General features: G+C 68.0%; 15 protein-coding genes and 2 pseudogenes. 11 read left to right on the top strand and 6 right to left on the bottom strand.

Translation table 11 applies throughout. The features are described 5' to 3' along the window. The first annotated feature begins 358 nt into the window (after positions 1 to 358). Positions 359 to 1,123 (top strand): SDR family NAD(P)-dependent oxidoreductase, encoded by a 765-nt coding sequence (locus JAP66_RS19625; protein WP_235999178.1) that lies wholly within the window; start codon positions 359 to 361, stop codon positions 1,121 to 1,123. Here JAP66_RS19625 and JAP66_RS19620 read toward each other — a convergent pair. Then, positions 1,117 to 2,025, bottom strand: a complete 909-nt coding sequence (locus JAP66_RS19620; protein WP_199433251.1) for an SMP-30/gluconolactonase/LRE family protein — start codon at positions 2,023 to 2,025, stop codon at positions 1,117 to 1,119. The genes JAP66_RS19625 and JAP66_RS19620 overlap by 7 nt on opposite strands. Before the next feature lie 88 nt (positions 2,026 to 2,113). After that, positions 2,114 to 2,932: an IclR family transcriptional regulator gene (locus JAP66_RS19615; RefSeq protein WP_199433403.1), complete on the bottom strand. Its 819-nt coding sequence runs from the start codon at positions 2,930 to 2,932 to the stop codon at positions 2,114 to 2,116. A gap of 402 nt (positions 2,933 to 3,334) precedes the next feature. On the opposite strand from JAP66_RS19615, the gene JAP66_RS19610 reads away from it, so the two are divergent. Next, positions 3,335 to 4,309: an AraC family transcriptional regulator gene (locus tag JAP66_RS19610; RefSeq protein ID WP_199433250.1), complete on the top strand. Its 975-nt coding sequence runs from the start codon at positions 3,335 to 3,337 to the stop codon at positions 4,307 to 4,309. 8 nt (positions 4,310 to 4,317) lie between these two features. On the opposite strand, the gene JAP66_RS19605 is transcribed toward JAP66_RS19610, so the two are convergent. Continuing rightward, positions 4,318 to 4,566: a GntR family transcriptional regulator gene (locus JAP66_RS19605; protein ID WP_199433249.1), complete on the bottom strand. Its 249-nt coding sequence runs from the start codon at positions 4,564 to 4,566 to the stop codon at positions 4,318 to 4,320. 213 nt (positions 4,567 to 4,779) lie between these two features. On the opposite strand from JAP66_RS19605, the gene JAP66_RS19600 reads away from it, so the two are divergent. Then, a complete protein-coding gene (locus JAP66_RS19600) occupies positions 4,780 to 5,421 on the top strand; it encodes a hypothetical protein (protein WP_199433248.1) in 642 nt (213 codons plus the stop codon). Positions 5,422 to 5,497: 76 nt separating this feature from the next. On the opposite strand, the gene JAP66_RS19595 is transcribed toward JAP66_RS19600, so the two are convergent. Further along, on the bottom strand, positions 5,498 to 6,331 hold the full coding sequence (locus JAP66_RS19595) for an IclR family transcriptional regulator (protein ID WP_372448993.1): 834 nt from the start codon (positions 6,329 to 6,331) through the stop codon (positions 5,498 to 5,500). 256 nt (positions 6,332 to 6,587) lie between these two features. Here JAP66_RS19595 and JAP66_RS19590 point away from each other — a divergent pair, with 256 nt between their 5' ends. The 8 genes and pseudogenes from JAP66_RS19590 to JAP66_RS19555 all read left to right on the top strand — a co-directional run bounded on the left by JAP66_RS19590 (position 6,588) and on the right by JAP66_RS19555 (position 13,890). Continuing rightward, complete coding sequence (locus JAP66_RS19590) at positions 6,588 to 7,859, top strand: aspartate aminotransferase family protein (protein WP_199433246.1); 1,272 nt, start codon at positions 6,588 to 6,590, stop codon at positions 7,857 to 7,859. Between the two features lies 1 nt (position 7,860). Next, positions 7,861 to 8,238, top strand: a complete 378-nt coding sequence (locus tag JAP66_RS19585; RefSeq protein WP_199433245.1) for a RidA family protein — start codon at positions 7,861 to 7,863, stop codon at positions 8,236 to 8,238. 1 nt (position 8,239) lies between these two features. Then, positions 8,240 to 9,733, top strand: a complete 1,494-nt coding sequence (locus tag JAP66_RS19580; RefSeq protein ID WP_199433244.1) for a M81 family metallopeptidase — start codon at positions 8,240 to 8,242, stop codon at positions 9,731 to 9,733. Next, positions 9,730 to 10,581, top strand: a pseudogene (locus JAP66_RS19575) (fumarylacetoacetate hydrolase family protein). The gene JAP66_RS19580 and the pseudogene JAP66_RS19575 overlap by 4 nt, the downstream one beginning before the upstream one ends. A gap of 11 nt (positions 10,582 to 10,592) precedes the next feature. Then, positions 10,593 to 11,114 (top strand): annotated as a pseudogene (locus JAP66_RS19570) (FAD-binding oxidoreductase). Between the two features lie 175 nt (positions 11,115 to 11,289). Further along, positions 11,290 to 12,261 (top strand): AraC family transcriptional regulator, encoded by a 972-nt coding sequence (locus tag JAP66_RS19565; protein WP_199433243.1) that lies wholly within the window; start codon positions 11,290 to 11,292, stop codon positions 12,259 to 12,261. After that, complete coding sequence (locus JAP66_RS19560; RefSeq protein ID WP_235999162.1) at positions 12,258 to 12,644, top strand: helix-turn-helix transcriptional regulator; 387 nt, start codon at positions 12,258 to 12,260, stop codon at positions 12,642 to 12,644. The genes JAP66_RS19565 and JAP66_RS19560 overlap by 4 nt, the downstream gene beginning before the upstream one ends. Before the next feature lie 592 nt (positions 12,645 to 13,236). Beyond that, entirely contained in the window at positions 13,237 to 13,890 is a 654-nt protein-coding gene (locus JAP66_RS19555; protein WP_199433242.1) for a hypothetical protein, read from the top strand. Between the two features lie 6 nt (positions 13,891 to 13,896). On the opposite strand, the gene JAP66_RS19550 is transcribed toward JAP66_RS19555, so the two are convergent. Continuing rightward, the gene (locus tag JAP66_RS19550) at positions 13,897 to 14,745 is read right to left on the bottom strand and encodes a helix-turn-helix domain-containing protein (protein WP_210770408.1); all 849 of its coding nucleotides are present in this window, start codon (positions 14,743 to 14,745) and stop codon (positions 13,897 to 13,899) included. Positions 14,746 to 14,990: 245 nt separating this feature from the next. Then, positions 14,991 to 15,860, bottom strand: coding sequence for a DUF5753 domain-containing protein (locus tag JAP66_RS19545; RefSeq protein ID WP_199433240.1), 870 nt, complete (start codon positions 15,858 to 15,860; stop codon positions 14,991 to 14,993). Positions 15,861 to 15,963: the final 103 nt, after the last annotated feature.

The following is a 15,963-nucleotide window of genomic DNA, read 5'->3' as shown; positions in this document are numbered from 1 at the left end:
GCCGGCCGTGGGACCCGCCCGGGCGCCTTTGCTGCGCCCGCCAGCCGTCGACCCGACGTCGGGCGCAGCCACGATACGGAGTGGTCAGAAGCGATCGCGCGGCTCGCGGAGACGTTGTCATCGCGGTGACGGGGCTGGAGCGGCTTACTTAGCGGAACCGCAGCAGGACGCTGTATCCGTTCGAGAGCAGCGACTTTCGCTCCTCAACGGGCATAGGTGGAACGTTTCGCCGCAACGTTTCGTCACATGAGCGCCTGGTTGACTGCATGAAACTACTATTTTATTCTGAAGTACATGGCTCATGTCGGGCCGTGTCGCGTACCGGAAGGTGGCGTAGAGTGATCGACAAGTGCGAACGATGACCCGGCCTTGGCGGCGAACCGCGCTCGTGACGGGCGGTGCTACGGGTATCGGCGCGACGATCACTGCGCGTCTGCTCGCAGAAGGCTTCAACGTCTATGTCGTGCAGCGCACCGAACACGAGGCTCGCATAGGCGAGAAGGTCTTTCGTGACTGCGCTGACGCCGACCGTGTTCGCGTCGGTGCTCATGACCTGGCGCAGGACGGTTGTGCGACCGCGGTGATGGAGTGCTACGGATCGTTCAACGGTCTGGATGTTCTGGTGAACAACGCGGGGGTGACCGGAGAAGCAGCGGTCGGTGCACTGGATTCCTTTGACGACGAGCGTATCGACCTTGTTCTCGATACCAACTTGAAGGCGCCACTACGTCTGACGAGAGAGGCTTTGCCCCACCTGTCTCGTGACGGTGGCGTGGTCGTCAACATCGGGTCGACGGCGGGTGTCCTGGCCCAGGCTCAGGCGGCGGCGTACGTCGCGAGCAAAGCCGGTTTGGCGGGGCTGACTCGCGCGTTGGCGTGTGACCTCGGCGAGCGCGGCATACGGGTGGTCTGCATCGCGCCTGGCGACGTCGTGACAGCCACGAGTCGTACCGACAGCTTCCTGGCAACACGTGCGGCCGCTTCGTTCCGCAAACGCTCGCCGCTCGGCCGCTCCGCGCAGGCCGAGGACGTCGCGAATGCGGTGATCTGGGCGGTGTCCGAAGATGCTGCCTACATAACAGGTTCGACGATCTTCGTGGACGGCGGCTCAACGGCCTACTGACCGCTGTGCTCCGCGGGCTCCCGGCCGCGCCACAGTGCGCCGCCGAATCGGTTGGCGTGGTGGCCGTGAACCGGCAGTTCGGCAGCGTAGAGGAGGCCGCCGCCGGCCGACGGACGATAGTTCGCGGTCGTGATATAGAGCGTGGACAGATCGGGACCACCGAATGTGCAACTCGTGGTGTAAGGCGTAGGAACCTCGACCGTCGCCGTGACCTGGCCGGTGTTCGCGTCGAGGCGGCAGACCTGCCCGAGCCCCCAGACGGCGAGCCAGATGTCGCCTTCCGCATCGACGGTCAGGCCGTCCGGCAGTCCGGCCTTCGCGGGAACCGAACAGTGAATTCGGGACTCACCCAGTTCGCCCGAACCCATATCGTACTCCCGTGCAATGACCGTTCCGGCCGTACTGTCCACGTGGTAGAGAATGTCACCCCCTGGCGACCAATCCATACCGTTCGACATGCCCAGGTGACGTACCTTGGCAGCGATGCCCTGCTCATCGAGGCGATACAAGGTGCCGCGCTGACTGCCGTCTCGTCCAGCCGATCCGGCCCAGCAGCGGCCGCGCTCGTCTATCGCGGAGTCGTTCATGGTTATCGAGTCGGTTGCGTAGACATGGAGCTTCTGTTCGACCGTACCGGTACTGGCATGCAGCCAACCGAAACCGGTGCTCGTCACGGCAAGGAGCTTCTGGTGTGGCCCTAGCCCGATCGACGTGGTCTTCCTGGAAAGCGCGATCGTCGAATCGACACCGTCGAGGTTCTTGTTGAACAGCTGTTGTCCCGCGATGTCGACCCAGTAGAGGCCTGCCTGGTCATCCCACAATGGTGATTCGCCGAGATGTGCAACTGATCGAGTAACGGCTGCGGCATGGAGTACCGCGTCCTTGGCTAGCCGCTTAGTCACTGGGCTTCCCGCAAGTGAAGTGAGCCGGCTGCTCGACGTTTCTCATTGCCGTCCAAGTATATGTTTCGAAACGATGATCCAATTCGCATCAGCCGGATTGCGGGGTGTCGCCAGCCCGGGCCGACGCGATCTGGCCGGCTATCTGCCGTAGCGCGGCGCCGACCTTTCCGATGTCTTCCACCGCGAAGCGGGCCGCCGGTGCGCTGAGGCTGATCGCGGCCGGCAGGCGGGTGCCGAGGATCGGGACCGCCACGCAACGGCCGTCGAGCTCGTTCTCCCCGTCATCCACCGCGTGGCCGACACGGCGCACCTTGGCGAGCTCGGCGAGGTAGTCCCGCACCGTGGTGATCGTGGCCGAGGTGCGCTCGGGCATGCCGGTCTGCTCCAGCATGGAGCGGACCCGCTCCTCGGGGAGATGGGCGGCGATGGCCTTGCCCAGCGCCGTGGAGTGCAAGGGGTCGCGGTGACCGTTGGACGCCGCGAGGCGCACGCTCCGCCTGCTCTCGATGATGTCGAGGTAGATGACCGAGTCACCGTCCAGGATGCCGAGGTTGGTCGTCTCCTCGAACTCGTCCCGGAGCTTCTCCAGCCACGGCCTGGCGCGCTCGCGCAGCAACTCCAGATGGCGGGACTGCATGCCGACGAAGCCCAGTCCGAGCCGGAAGGCGCCGGCGTCGGTGTCCCGCTCGACATACCGGTGTGCCTCCAGGGTCCACAGGTACCGAAAGGCCGAGGACTTCGGCAGCGACGTCGTCCTGGCGACCGAGTTCAGCGACACGCCGTCGACCGACTCCTGCAACAGGTTCAGGATCGAACAGACGCGTTCGACGGCGCGAACGGTGTAATCGCGATCCTCCTCGTCCTCGGAGGGGATGTCGTCAGGATCTTGCTTCCGACGGCGTGACAGCGGACCCACCTCGTTTCAGAAGACGGCCGGACCTGTCGAGCACGGGACCGCGGGACGGGGCGTCCGGCTTCGCTCGGACAAGGCTGGGGCGAAGAGATACAGCGGTTTCACTATATGGAACCAGGTCACCGCTGGCAAGGTCGCGGGGCATGTACAGCAGCCCGCGAATCGGTAAACTGCATTGGTCTTCATATTAGTTGCGTTGCGTCGAATGGGTGTTGCCATTGTCGAAAATGCTGCTGGCTGTGTGTTGACGACCAACCGCGAGTCGTCTACGTTTGTGAATTCTTGGTTCCGACGCATGAAATCTGCGCACCGTCTGTAGTCGACACCGGCTTCCGGCGGGCGCGCGGGACACCTCGTGGAGGCAGGGGTGTCCCGGCTATCGGCCTCCTGAGAACGATGACGAACTTACCGCTCGCGCGCTTTCCCTACCTCGTCTCCGACGATGTCGGCGAGACCCGTGAGACATTGACGCAGCTCTTCGGAGAGCACCTGCTGGAACTGCTCCGAAAAGGTGACCACATCAACGCGCGCGTCAACGCGGTGCGGTTGGTGGACGTCGTGCTACTGGTGGCCGGACTCGGCTGCGCGGTCCGGCTCAACCCGGCCGGCCCGCGAGCCTTCTACATCGTCGTCATCCCCATGGAGGGGCACGGAACGTTCTTCCTCGACGGGAAGCGGTTCCAGGTGTGCCGCGGTGTCGGTATCATCGTCTCACCGGAGGTCTCGCTGGACGTGCGCCTGTCCGCCAACTTCCGCGCCACGGTGCTTCGCATCGACGAGGACGCGGTGCGGCACGTCCTCGCTCGCAGGTTGGGCTTCTGGCCGCCGTTCCCCGTCGCGTTCGACCCGCTGATCGACATCACCAGAGACGAGGCGCTCGACTGGTACCACGAGGTGACCGACTGCATCACCGACCTCGACGACCCGGACGGCCTGCTGCACGCCTCCGACGAGCTGATCAACAGAATGGACCGCGTGCTCGTCGGGCGCCTCGTGGCCGCACAGTCACACGAGTACTCCAATTTTCTCGGTACGGCGGACGAGCCGCCCGCGTCCTCGCACGCGGTCAGCTTCGCGCTGGGACTCATGCACGGGCGCCCGACGCTGTCGATGGAGGACTTCGCGACCCGCGCGGGCGTCAGCGTGCACGCCTTGTACGAGGGGTGCCGGCGGCACTTCAACATCAATCCCAGTGAGTACCTGCACAAGATCAGGCTGCGCAACGTGCACAGTGACCTCGAGAAGGCGCGGCCGGGCAGCGTGTCGGTGCGCGAAGTGGTCGCCGGCTGGGCGCTGTTCTACAGCGAGCGCTTCCTCGTGGACTACTACGCGCTCTTCGGCGAGTCGCCCGAGGACACGGCGAGGCGCTGACGCCCCGGTCAGTTCCGCTTGGTGACGAACGTGCCCTTCGACTTGAGCGTGATCACCAGCCCGCGTTCACGCAGTATGTCGGTGGCGTGCCGCACGGTGCCGAGGGCGACCCCGTACTCCTCCGCGAGCGCCCGCTCGCCGGGCAGCCGGCTGTTGGCCTCCCATTCGCCACTCTCGATGAGGCCCGCGAAATGGTCCGCCAGGAGCTCATAGGTGTAGCCCGGCTTGTTGTCCGGGTTGAACTTAGGACCGCTCATCAGATCACCATAGAACGGTGCTGAGCTGCCCAAACACGTGAACCGCGGCAATCTGCGGCGTAGTGCGCTACACCGCGGCCGCTCAGCATGTACGATTCTTTCGAGATAGCGGTTTCGAAACGCGGTCGCCGCCGCCACCCCTCCCGGGTGTAGTGGCGCTCCGCCGAGGGGGGAAGCTGCACCTGCCTCTGCACGTGCGGCCAAGGAGGGTTCGTGGAGCCTGATCTACCGGCCAATCCGCTGTCCGTCGAGCTGACGTTCAGCCACCGGCGGCTCTGGTGGCAGGCCGGCCACGGCAGCAGGCCGGAGCGATGCGAGGTCTCGGCGGACGTCTGGCAGCACGACGTGGTGCCGGACGGTCTGCGGCACGTCGGCGACATCTCGCTGGTGCTCACCGACGCCGCGCAGAACCTCGACACCGCCCAGTCGGTGGTGCTGGGGGAATGGGTGCCGCGGTTCCTGCGGGAGGCGGTGGCCGACCGCGAAGAGCGCCGCCTCGAACCGGCGCTCGAGGCGGCGATCAGTCCAGGCCCCGCCCTCGTGGTGATCGTCCGACGCATCCGCCTCGCCGAGCCGTGGCAGGGGCACGGTCTCGGCGTCGCGATTCTCGCCAGCTCCCTGCGGTCACTGTCCCGGATCGCCCGGATGGCGATCTGCCGCCCCCTGCCTGCGGACTTCGCGGCCGAGGGCGCCGACGCGGTGTCGGCCGAGCGGAACGCGGTTCGCGCGGTGGCGACGCTCGAACGCATCGGCTTCTGGCGCTGGCGTGGCGTGCATGTCATCGACCTGCGCAGCCGGTCCCTGCTCGACGCGCGAACCGAACTGCTGCACCGCTGGTGGCCGAAGGGCGGCTAGTGCCCGCCTGGCCACCGCTCGTGAGTGCTCCCGCGAGTTCTAACTCGGGTCAACACTCACGAGCGTCGACCCCTGGCTAGCCGACCGCGCCGTTGGTGCGCTGCTCCGGGACCGGGTTCGTGGTGATCTGATCCGCCACGTCGATCAGCACCTTGGCCGCCTTCTCGACGTCCTTGAGCGTGAATCGGGCCGACGGCGCACTGATGCTGAGCGCTGCGGGCAGGTGGGTGCCCAGCAGTGGCGCGGCGACGCACCGGCCGTCGGAGGCGTTCTCCCCGTTGTCCACGGCGTAGCCGAGCCGACGCACCTTGGCCAGCTCGTCCAGGTATGCCTCGATCGAGGTGATCGTGTTCGCGGAGTGCTGCTCCATCCCGGTTCGCTCCAGCAGGTCACGAACCCGCGCCTCGGGAAGCTGGGCCGCGATGGCCTTGCCGAGCGCCGTGGAATGCAACGGGTCCCGGTCACCACGGGACGCGGCGAGGCGCACCTTGTTCCGGCTCTCCACGATATCCACGTAGATGATGTGGTCGCCGTCGAGCAGGCCCAGATTCGTCGTTTCCTCGAACTCGTCGCGCAGATTCTCCAACCATGGCCGCGCCCGTTCGCGCAGTACTTCGAGATGGCGGGATTGCATGCCCACGAATCCCAGTCCCAGGCGGTACAGCCCGGTCTGCTCGTCCCGCTCGACGTAGCGGTGAGCCTCGAGTGTCCAGAGGTAACGGAACGCCGAGGACTTGGGCAGGTCGGTGGCCTGGCCGACCTCGATCAGGGACACCCCGTCAATGGACTCCTGCAGCAGGTTCAGGATCGAGCAGACGCGTTCCACGGCGCGAACGGAGTAATCGCGCTCCTCGCCCGTGGTCTTCTCGTCGGCCTCGTCGTTCTGCCCCTGGTTTCGACGCCGTGGCAGCGTAATCACGTCCCCTCGGGATTGGATCATGTATTTCAGAATCCTAGCGTGCTTACCCTCTTCGAAGCAGGGGGCCAGAAATGCCCTGGCATCGCGCCGTCCCCGTTCCCCGCCGGAAACGGCCCCTTGACGGTCCCATGCCACCCCCGTAACTTGGCTGTGGAAACGATCCGCGTGTTTCATTGTACGAAACAAGCCCCGGGTCGTGGCGGTGCGGGCCGATTCCCCGCAGACTTCACGGAGGAGACGTGACTCCATGAGCAAAGCGGCTCAACTGCTCGCGCGTTCCAGCGCCTTGCGGCAACGAGCGCTTGCCAGGACGCCGGGCGGAGTGCATTCCAACGTCCGGCTCTCCGGTTCCCAGGTCTTCATCGACCACGCCAACGGCGCGTGGCTGTACGACGTGGACGGTGAGAACTACGTCGACTACCTGCTCGGGCAGGGTCCGAACTTCCTGGGGCACGCGCCACAGCCGGTTCTCGACGCGGTGACCGCGGCCTGCGGCCGTGGCCTGATCTACGGGGGCCAGCACCGCCTCGAGGTGGAGGCCGCCGAGGTCGTCTGCTCCTCTCTCGGCTGGGCGGACATGGTGCGCTTCGGCGTATCGGGCACCGAGTCGGTGCAGGCGGCGCTGCGGCTGGCCCGCGCGGCGACGGGCCGTACGACGGTCGTCCGGTTCGAAGGCCACTACCACGGCTGGCTCGACAACGTGCTGCTCGCCGACAGTGGCGGCGCCTGGGGGGTCGCCAGCGCCGGCCAGCTGCCCAGCCACCTGCAGGACTTCGTCCTGCTGCCGTGGAACGACACCGAACGGCTCGCCGAGGTGCTCGACGAGCGCGGTGAGGAGATCGCCGCGGTCATCATGGAACCGGTCATGATCAACGCGGGGGTCATCGAACCGCGCGAGGGCTACCTCGAGACGGCGCGCGAGCTGTGCTCCGAGTACGGCATCGTGCTGATCTTCGACGAGGTGATCTCCGGGTTCCGCCTTGGCATCGGCGGAGCCGCCGGGCGCTATGGCATCGCACCCGACCTCGCCACCTACGGCAAAGCGATGGCGGGCGGCTGGCCGGTGTCGGCGCTCGCCGGGCGAGCCGGCCTGATGGGCCGTTTCGGCGGCGGCGAGGTCAACCACTCCGGCACCTTCAACGGCTCCGTCATGGCGATGGCGGCGGCCCATGCCACGGTCTGCTACCTGCGCGACAGCCCGCCGTACGACTCGATCACCGAGCACGGCACCGCCCTGATGGCCGGCCTGCGCGACCTCGGCGCCGTGCACGGGCTGCCGCTGCGGGTGGAGGGTCTGCCGATGGCCTTCCACGTCTCCTTCGGCGAGGCCGACGTCACCGACTACCGCTCCCTGCAGAAGCTGGACCTCGCGCGCTACACGCAGCTGTCCGCCTCCCTCATCGACCACGGGTTGTGGGTCGCAGGCCGCGGCGTCTGGTACGTCTCCGCACGGCACGGCCCCGAGGAGCTCGAAGCCGCACTGACCCGGTTCGACAAGACACTCACCGATGGGGCGTGACATGACCCGGCCACTCGGCACCGCCGAAGACCGTGACGGCAACACCGCGATGTTCTCCCCGTGCCGGCGTGCGGGTGACCTCGTCTTCGTGTCCGGACAGGCCTCCGTGGACGGCGGGCGGATCGTGCCCGGCACGTTCGAGGAGGAGATGCGCCGCTCGATCGAGAACGTACGCCGCATCCTGGCCGGAGAGGGCCTGGAACTGTCCCATGTGGTCCGGGTCGGCGCCTACGTGCGCGACGCGGGCGACCTGCCGGAGTACAACCGGATCTACCTCGAGTACTTCGGCGAGCCGCTGCCCGCGCGCACCACGATCACCAACTGCCTCGGTGACCGGATCAAGTTCGAGCTCGATGTCGTCGCGTACGGGAGGGCCTGACATGCGCTTCGCCACCCTCGGCCTCTTCCACGAGGCCAACACGTTCTCCCCGGTCGCGGCCGACCTCGACATGTTCCAGGACGGCGGAGTGCTGCGCGGCAAGGAGATCGTCGAACAGTACGCCGGCTCGTCGGCGACCATCGGCGGTTTCCTCGCCGCCGCGGAGACGTTCGGTGTCGAGGTGGTGCCCCTCGTGTTCGCCTTCGTCACACCGGGAGGACCCGTCACCGCGGACGCGTTCGAGACCATCGTCGGTGAGATGCTGGGCAGGCTCGCCGAAGAGGGCCCGTGGGACGGCGTGCTGCTGAACGTGCACGGAGCCGCGGTCGCCGAGCACTTCCCCGACGCCGACGGCGAGATCGCGGCCAGGGTGCGCCGTGTCGTCGGTCCGGGCGTGCCCGTCGGCGCCGTGCTGGACATGCACGCCAACGTGTCGCGCAAGCTGCTCGACGCGCTCACCGTGACACTGGTGTACCAGACCAATCCGCACGTGGATCCTAAGGACCGGGCGATCGACTGCACGGCCCTGATGGTCTCCACGGTGCTCGGGGAGGCTCGGCCGGAGCAGGCGCTGGTTCAGCTCCCGCTGGTGGTCAACATCGCGCGCCAGGACACCGGCGAGGAACCGATGGCTGGCCTCGTCGCGAAGGCGGCCGAGATCGCACGACGCCCCGGCATGCTCTCGGCCAGCGTCGTGGAGGGCTTCCCCTACGCCGACGTGCCGCACATGGGCATGTCGTGCATTGCTATCCACGACGGCGACGAGGTCGCGGCGGCCGCGGCCGCGCAGGAGCTCGCCTCGGCGGTCTGGGAGCGGCGCGCGGAACTCCAGGCGTGTGAACGCACGGTCGAGGAGGCGCTCGACCTGGCCGAAAGCGAGCCGGCGGGCCCCGTGGTGCTGCTCGACGCCGGGGACAACGTCGGGGGTGGTGCGCCGGGGGACTCGACCGTGCTCCTGGACGCGGCCGTGCGGCGCGGGCTGCGCTCACTTGTCCAGACTCTCGTGGACGCGGAGTCGGTCCGGACCTGCATGGCCGCCGGCGCCAGGTCCGTGGTCCGGTTGCGCGTCGGCGGGTGCCGGCCGCACTCACCCGGCCCGCCGGTGCCCGTCGAGGGCCGGGTCCGTGTGCTCTCCGACGGCCTGTTCGAGGAGCCGAGTCCGAGGCATGGCGGCTTCCGGTTCTTCGACGCGGGGCCGACAGCGGTGGTCGAGACGACCGACGGGCACACGCTGGTGCTCAACTCCCGGCCGGTCCTCAACGCGAGCCTGCACCAGTTACTCAGCGTCGGCGTCGATCCGGCGGATCACCACGTGGTGGTCGCGAAGGGCGTCAACTCGCCGCGCGCGGCATACGGGCCCATCGCGTCGCGGATGGTCGTGGTGGACACCGACGGCATCACCGCGATGAACCTCGAACGGTTCCGCTACCTGCATCGCCGCCGGCCGATGTACCCGTTCGAACCGCCCACCGCCGGACCGGCGGGCCGGGCATGAGGCTGATGCGCGTGGGCGTGCGCGGCGCCGAGCGGCCGGTGGTGCTCACCGACGACGGCGAGCACCACGACCTCTCCGGGATCACCACCGACATCGACGCCTGATTCCTCGCCGCGGACGGCCCCCGGCGGGCACTCGCCGCGCTGGACAGGGGCGAGCTGCCGCCGCTCGATGTCACTGGCGAGCGGATCGGTTCGCCGATTGCCAGGCCGGGTGCGGTGCTGTGCATCGGCCAGAACTACGCGGCGCACGCGGCCGAGTCCGGTGCCGCCCCGCCCACCGAGCCGATCCTGTTCCACAAGTCGCCGAACACCGTCGTCGGCCCTCACGACGAGGTGCTCATCCCGCGCGGTTCGACCCACACCGACTGGGAGGTCGAGCTCGGGGTCGTGATCGGCAGGCCGGCGCGGTACCTGGAGTCGCCTGCGCAGGCGCGGGACTGCATCGCGGGTTACCTGACCTCCAACGACGTGTCCGAGCGGGATTTCCAGCTCGGCCGCCCCGGCGGTCAGTGGGCCAAGGGCAAGTCCTGCGAGACGTTCAATCCGCTGGGCCCCTGGTTCGTGCCCGCCTGCGAGGTCACCGACCCGCAAGCGCTTGCCCTCCGTTCGTGGGTCAACGGCGATCCGCGCCAGGACTCGAAGACGGCCGACATGATCTTCCCGGTCACGGAGATCATTCTCCACCTGTCCCGCTTCCTGGTCCTCGAACCGGGCGACCTCGTCAACACCGGGACGCCGGAGGGGGTCGCCCTTTCCGGCAGGTTCGGCTACCTCCGCCCCGGCGACGTCCTGGAGGCCGAGGTCGCCGGGCTGGGCAGGCAGCGAACGGTCTGCGGTCAGGCCTGACGTAGCGACCGGTGCCCAGCTCGCCGGGCAACTGGCCGGCATCGGCGGATCCCGGCACGCGCGGGTGGCCCCGGCGAGCTCGCCGTACGCACGCGACGCCCCTCTTTCACGGCGCGGCCGCCGTGGTGTTCCCCGGCAGCACGGCGGAGGTCGCCGAGATCCTCCGGTTCGCCACCCGCCGCGGGGTTCCGGTCGTACCGCGTGTGGCGGGGTCCGACCTGTGCGCGGGCACGTCCCGCTCGCGGGCGGGATCGTGCTCGTGCTGACCCGGGTTGAACCGGATCGTCGAGGTCAGCACGGAGGAGTTGCTCGCCAGGGTGCAGCCGGGCGTGGCCACGGCACGGCTCGCCGACGTCGCGGCCGTCGCCGGGCTGCTGTACGTACCGGACCCGGGCAGCCGTGCGGTGTCCACCGTCGGTGGCCGGATCACCGCGCAGGGTGGAGCGATGCGGCAGTTCACCGCTAGGCTGGCCCGACGGCCGTGGCTCGCAACTTGCCAGCGGCAATTTGTTGCCGGTGCCTGGTACCCGTGATTTACTCAGTGGACTGCCCAGGGTGGCGACTCGTCGGCGATCTGCAAATTGCTTATCGCAAAGTGCACCCTTTTGGAGGTATGACTTACCGGGTAGGTCCACAAGAGTGGTGAGTGAGGAGGTGCAAGGGGAGTCTCCGGGCGATCGTCCTGACGACCGCTTCCCCGCGTGACCAATGACTCGACCGCTCGATCGTTTCGAACTGTTCCACTCGCGCGATCTTGACGTCACGCGGGATCAGGTCGGCCGGATTTTCGGCCCGCATCGCGTGGAGCTCGCGGGCCGGGAGACCAGGCTGGACGCCAGGATGCACTCCAAGCGGTTGCAGACCGTCGGCCTGAACTACGTGGCCTACGGCGGTGCGGTGCGCATCGACCTGGGAGAACTGCGGACCTTCTTCATCATCCAGGCTCCGCTACGCGGCAACGGCCTGGTGCAGCACGGCCCGGCGCGGGTCTACACGGATCCCGGTTTCGTCTCCGTGCTCAACCCGACCATGCCGCTGAGCATGCGGTTGTCCGCGGACGCGGAACTGGTGCTGCTCCGGATCGAGCGGACGGCAATGGAGACGTTGCTGTCCGACCTTCTCGGCAGGTCGCTGCCGTGGCCGATCGAGTTCCACCCCGGAATGGACGTGACCACCGGCTATGCCCGGAGCTGGTACAACTACCTCCTGTTCTGCGTGACGGAGGTCAACCGCCCTGGTGGCCTCCTGACGCATCCGCTGGCAATCCGGCAGATGGAACGGAGCCTGCTGACCAGCCTGTTGCTCGCCCATGCGAGCAACTACACGGCCCTGTTACAGGGCGACCTGTGTCCCGCGCCGTCGCGTGCGGTCAGCCAGGTCGTCGACCTCATCGAGCACCACCCCGAGCAGTCACACACCATGGGGAGCCTCGCCAGGAAAGCCGGGGTCAGCGTCCGGGCTCTGCAGAAGGGATTCCGGCGGCACCTCGACACGACTCCGAGCGAGTACCTGCGCACGGTGCGGCTGCAGCGCGCGCATGACGAGCTCCGCGCGGCCCAGCCCGACACGATCACCGTCGGCGAGGTCGCCGGCCGCTGGGGCTTTGTGCACCTCGGCCGATTCGCCAGCACATACCGGCAACGTTTCGAAGAAGTCCCCTCACAGACCCTGCATCGATGACCATGAGCTATGACGAAGCGCGCAGTGCGCGAAATGGACAGAAGAGGCCGCCGGCGGGATCGCCGTGGCCTGCCCCGCGTTCCAGCGTCGAGGACAGGTCTCCCACGGACGGTGGGAAGCCGTCGTCGGAGCACGACGAGGTGGAGCCGATCTGGACGCTCGTGCGGCGTGCCAGGCGGCAGCGGGGCCTTACCCAGTACGAGTTGGCCGACGTACTGGTCAACCTGTCGCGAAATCGCGGCCTGAGCCGGCACGAAGTCGCCCGGTGGGAACGCGGGAAGCGCGTTCCCGGCCCGTACTGGCAACGCTGGCTCAGCGCCGCCCTGGGTGTGCCGGCGGAGCAGTTGCTCGCGGCCGCGCGCCGAGGGCGCAGGCTCCGCTGACGCCGGAACGGCTCCCGCTTTCGCGAGCCTCGGCGCGTTCGTGCACCCGCTGATCACGCCGCGCGCGCCGGACCTGACCAGTCGCTCACCGCGCAGGCGTCCACGATCTGCACACCACCGACAGCGCGTTCGACCTCGTCGTCGCGTACAGCAAGGCCGTGCTCGCCGAGATCGTCCGGCGCGAGGACCTTGCCCGGCAGTCCGCTGCACGATCGTCGGGTACGAACGTCAGTTGCTGTTCGACGAACACGGCGAAAATGATCTGGGACTGGTTCCCGAATCCGAACGCCATCGCGTCATGCTTCCAATGCTGCCGGATTGACACCGGACGATAACAATTGCGCTGACGTCCCGTTCCTGCTGCGCCTCGCCCGGCCCGGGTACGAGGGCGCGTTCCGCTGCCACTGGCCCTACCAGGACGAAATCATGCGGAAAACCGCCGAGAACAGAGCCATTACGGTGAACTTCCGGCAGTGAAAGATTTTTCTTTGCTCGTCCGGAGAGAAAGCGCAAAATCGCCGGGGCATTGACGTCATCGTCGGGCCTTGCAACTGTCATATCAGGTGACGGAACATCCCCTGCGAGGTGGCCAGTGCCGAACCTGCCCGCCAACCCACTCTCGATAAGGCTGTCCATCACGCACGAGCGGCTGTGGTGGCACATCGACGACGAGGACCATCTACCGGAGCGCTGGGACGTGTCGGCCGACGTCTGGGAACTCGACCGCTGTCCCGAGGCGGTGCGGCATGTCGGTGACATCTCGCTCGTCATCGCGGACCTGCACCGGGACCGCAACCTGCTCGACTCGGTGGCCCTCGGCGAATGGGCGCTGGAGTTCATCGCCGAGACGGTCCTCGACTCCACCGACGGCAGGCTGCATCCGGAGCTCGACGCGCGGCTGCCCGCCGGGCCGTCCCGGATGGTCATCCTGCGGCACATCTCGCTCACCACCGAGTGGCGCGGGCACGGCCTCGGCGGTCCGCTCATCGCCGGAGCCCTGCGGACCCTGGCGCCCACCGCACGGCTGGCGACGTGCCGCGTGTCGCCGCTGGACTTCCGGTCCACCTGCCCTGACCGCGTTTCGGCCGAGCTGGCCAGCGTGCGCATGGCCGGGATGCTCGAGCGCATCGGCTTCCACCGCTGGCGCGATGTGCACATCGTCGACCTGCACAACCCGGCGCTGCTGGAGGCGCGGATGAGTCTGCTCGACCACTGGTGGCCCTCCCAGCACGACCCGTGTCCGTGAGGCGGATCAGGCCACGAGCTCCCGCGCGGCGCGTTGGAGCAGCTCCGGGGTCCGCTCCGGCGGCAGTGCCTGTTCGCGCAGCCGCTCCCAGTACCTCCGGAACTGCCGGAGCTCGTCCGGTCGCTCGTAGCAGAGCCAGTCCACCGCGCTCTCGAGACAGGCGGCCCCTGGGTGACCGTCGAGCTCGGCAGGCATGTCCATGAGCGAGAAGCCCCCTTCCGCGGCGGGTATCCCGGCTTCCGTGGGCAGGATCTGCAGCGTGACGTTGGGCCGCACGGCGTGCTCGGCGAGGTGCGCGAGCTGGGCACGCATGACCTCGGCGCCGCCCGCGACCCGGCGCAGGACGTGCTCGTCGAGCACCACCTGGATCTCGGTGGGCTCGGTGCCGCCGAGGATCGCCTGCCGCCCCGGCTGGAGCGCGCACCGGAGCTCGGCCCAGCTTGGTTCGGTGGCGCGCAGGACGGCGTCGGTGTACGGCGGCGTCCGCAACAGTTCGGGCACCGCATACGAGGCGTAGTGGCGGATCGTGATCGCTGACGCCTCGAAGGACAGGAACAGTTCCAGCCCGCGCAGTCGCTTCCGGGTGTCCTTTTCCTTCGGCAGCAGCTCTCGCCACCACTCGCCCTTCGCCGCCGCCTCGGTCACGAGCCGCTGGTAGTGCGCGACGTGTTCCGAGCGGCCGAGGGCGGGCAGCAGGGCCGCCACGTGGTCGGTGTTGAACAGCCGCACCGCGGCCTCGAGGTGCCCGACGAGTGACTTGCCGCTCCAGCCGGCTCTGGCTGCGAGCTGTTCACGGGAGAAGCCCCGCTGTACCCGCATGTTCGTGATGTGCTCGCCCATCCACTTGGTCGTCACGAGGGGAGTGGCTCCGAGCAAGGCGTCACCTTCCGGCATCGGGGTGAGCGCGGGGCTTCACCCGGATAGGCCACGCCGCGGCGTAGCGCGCTACATGGCAGCGTGCTACGGTCGGACGTGGCTATAGGTAGGACCGTTCATCCGTAACCGTAGCCCCCGGTGACGCGGCCGCTGCGGGATTCCCGTGAAGCACGGCCGCGTCGCCGGGTTCCCAGACCAGTACCGAGACGAGCGGCGGGGCGGGCTCAGTCCGGTCCGGCTGCCAGGTCGTCGATGAAAGCGCGTGAATGTTCCGAGGTGAGTGCCTGTTCCCACAAGCGATCCGACTTGTCGCGGAAGATGTCGACCTGTTGTGCCTTCTCGAAGAAGGCGCCCTCCACAACCGTTCCGACGAAGGCGGCGCCGGGGTGACCCTCGAGTTCCGGCGGCATGGTCATCAATGTGAAGCCGCCGTCGGGGCTCGCCGGGGCGCCCGCGGCGCTGCTCAGCACGCGGATCTCGATGTTCGGCCTGCGGGTCAGCTCAGCGAGCCGCCGCAGCTGCTCGCGCAGTACGGCGGGGCCACCTGCCTCCCGGTGCAGTGCTGCCTCGTCGATCACGCACCGCAGGACGCAGGGCTCCTCGCGGTCGAGCACCTCGCGCCGCCGCCTGTTCCGCAGTTCGAGCCGGGTCGCGATCTCGTCGTCGGGCGACCCGGGCCCGGCCGCGCGGAGGACCGCTTCGGCGTAGTCGGTGGTCTGCAGCAGCTCCGGCACCAGTTGGGTGCTGTAGACGAACATCCACACGGCGGAGGTCTCGAAGCCGAGGAAGAGTTCGTACCACTCCGGCAGAAGCTCGCCGGGGAACTCGTCCCACCAGTGCCTGCGGTTCTTCGCGCGCTCGACGAGGGAGGCGAAGTAGCCGGCCCGGCTCTGGTGGCCGTAGTAGGTCAGCAGTACCTCGATCTTGTTGACCGCGGGGAAGTTGCGGCCGGACTCGACGTGCCCGAGGGCGGCCGGCGACTTGTCGACGCGCTTCGCCGCCTCCGTCCGCGAAGGGTTGTGGCTGCGATTGCGCATGGTGGCGAACTCGGAGCCGACCCACCTCCGCACCACGATGGGACACGCTTCGACCAAGGCGTCACCTTCCCGCTATCGGGCAAGCGTGCACACTTCACCCGAATAGGCCACACCCAGGATGTAGCGGGCTACGTTGTAGCGAGCTACATTGGTTGTGGCT

Origin of the sequence: Qaidamihabitans albus (assembly GCF_016464705.1) — a bacterium.
Lineage (GTDB): Bacteria > Actinomycetota > Actinomycetes > Mycobacteriales > Pseudonocardiaceae > Qaidamihabitans > Qaidamihabitans albus.
Note: the sequence above shows the minus strand (reverse complement) of the source record. Positions and strands in the feature narration are given on the sequence as shown.

Excerpts from the sequence above, each read along its gene's own strand:
- JAP66_RS19625 (WP_235999178.1), top strand. The coding sequence starts at position 359 with ATGACCCGGCCTTGGCGGCGAACCGCGCTCGTGACGGGCGGTGCTACG.
- JAP66_RS19610 (WP_199433250.1), top strand. The coding sequence starts at position 3,335 with ATGACGAACTTACCGCTCGCGCGCTTTCCCTACCTCGTCTCCGACGAT.
- JAP66_RS19605 (WP_199433249.1), bottom strand. The coding sequence starts at position 4,566 with ATGAGCGGTCCTAAGTTCAACCCGGACAACAAGCCGGGCTACACCTAT.
- JAP66_RS19590 (WP_199433246.1), top strand. The coding sequence starts at position 6,588 with ATGAGCAAAGCGGCTCAACTGCTCGCGCGTTCCAGCGCCTTGCGGCAA.
- JAP66_RS19585 (WP_199433245.1), top strand. The coding sequence starts at position 7,861 with ATGACCCGGCCACTCGGCACCGCCGAAGACCGTGACGGCAACACCGCG.
- JAP66_RS19580 (WP_199433244.1), top strand. The coding sequence starts at position 8,240 with ATGCGCTTCGCCACCCTCGGCCTCTTCCACGAGGCCAACACGTTCTCC.
- JAP66_RS19565 (WP_199433243.1), top strand. The coding sequence starts at position 11,290 with ATGACTCGACCGCTCGATCGTTTCGAACTGTTCCACTCGCGCGATCTT.
- JAP66_RS19560 (WP_235999162.1), top strand. The coding sequence starts at position 12,258 with ATGACCATGAGCTATGACGAAGCGCGCAGTGCGCGAAATGGACAGAAG.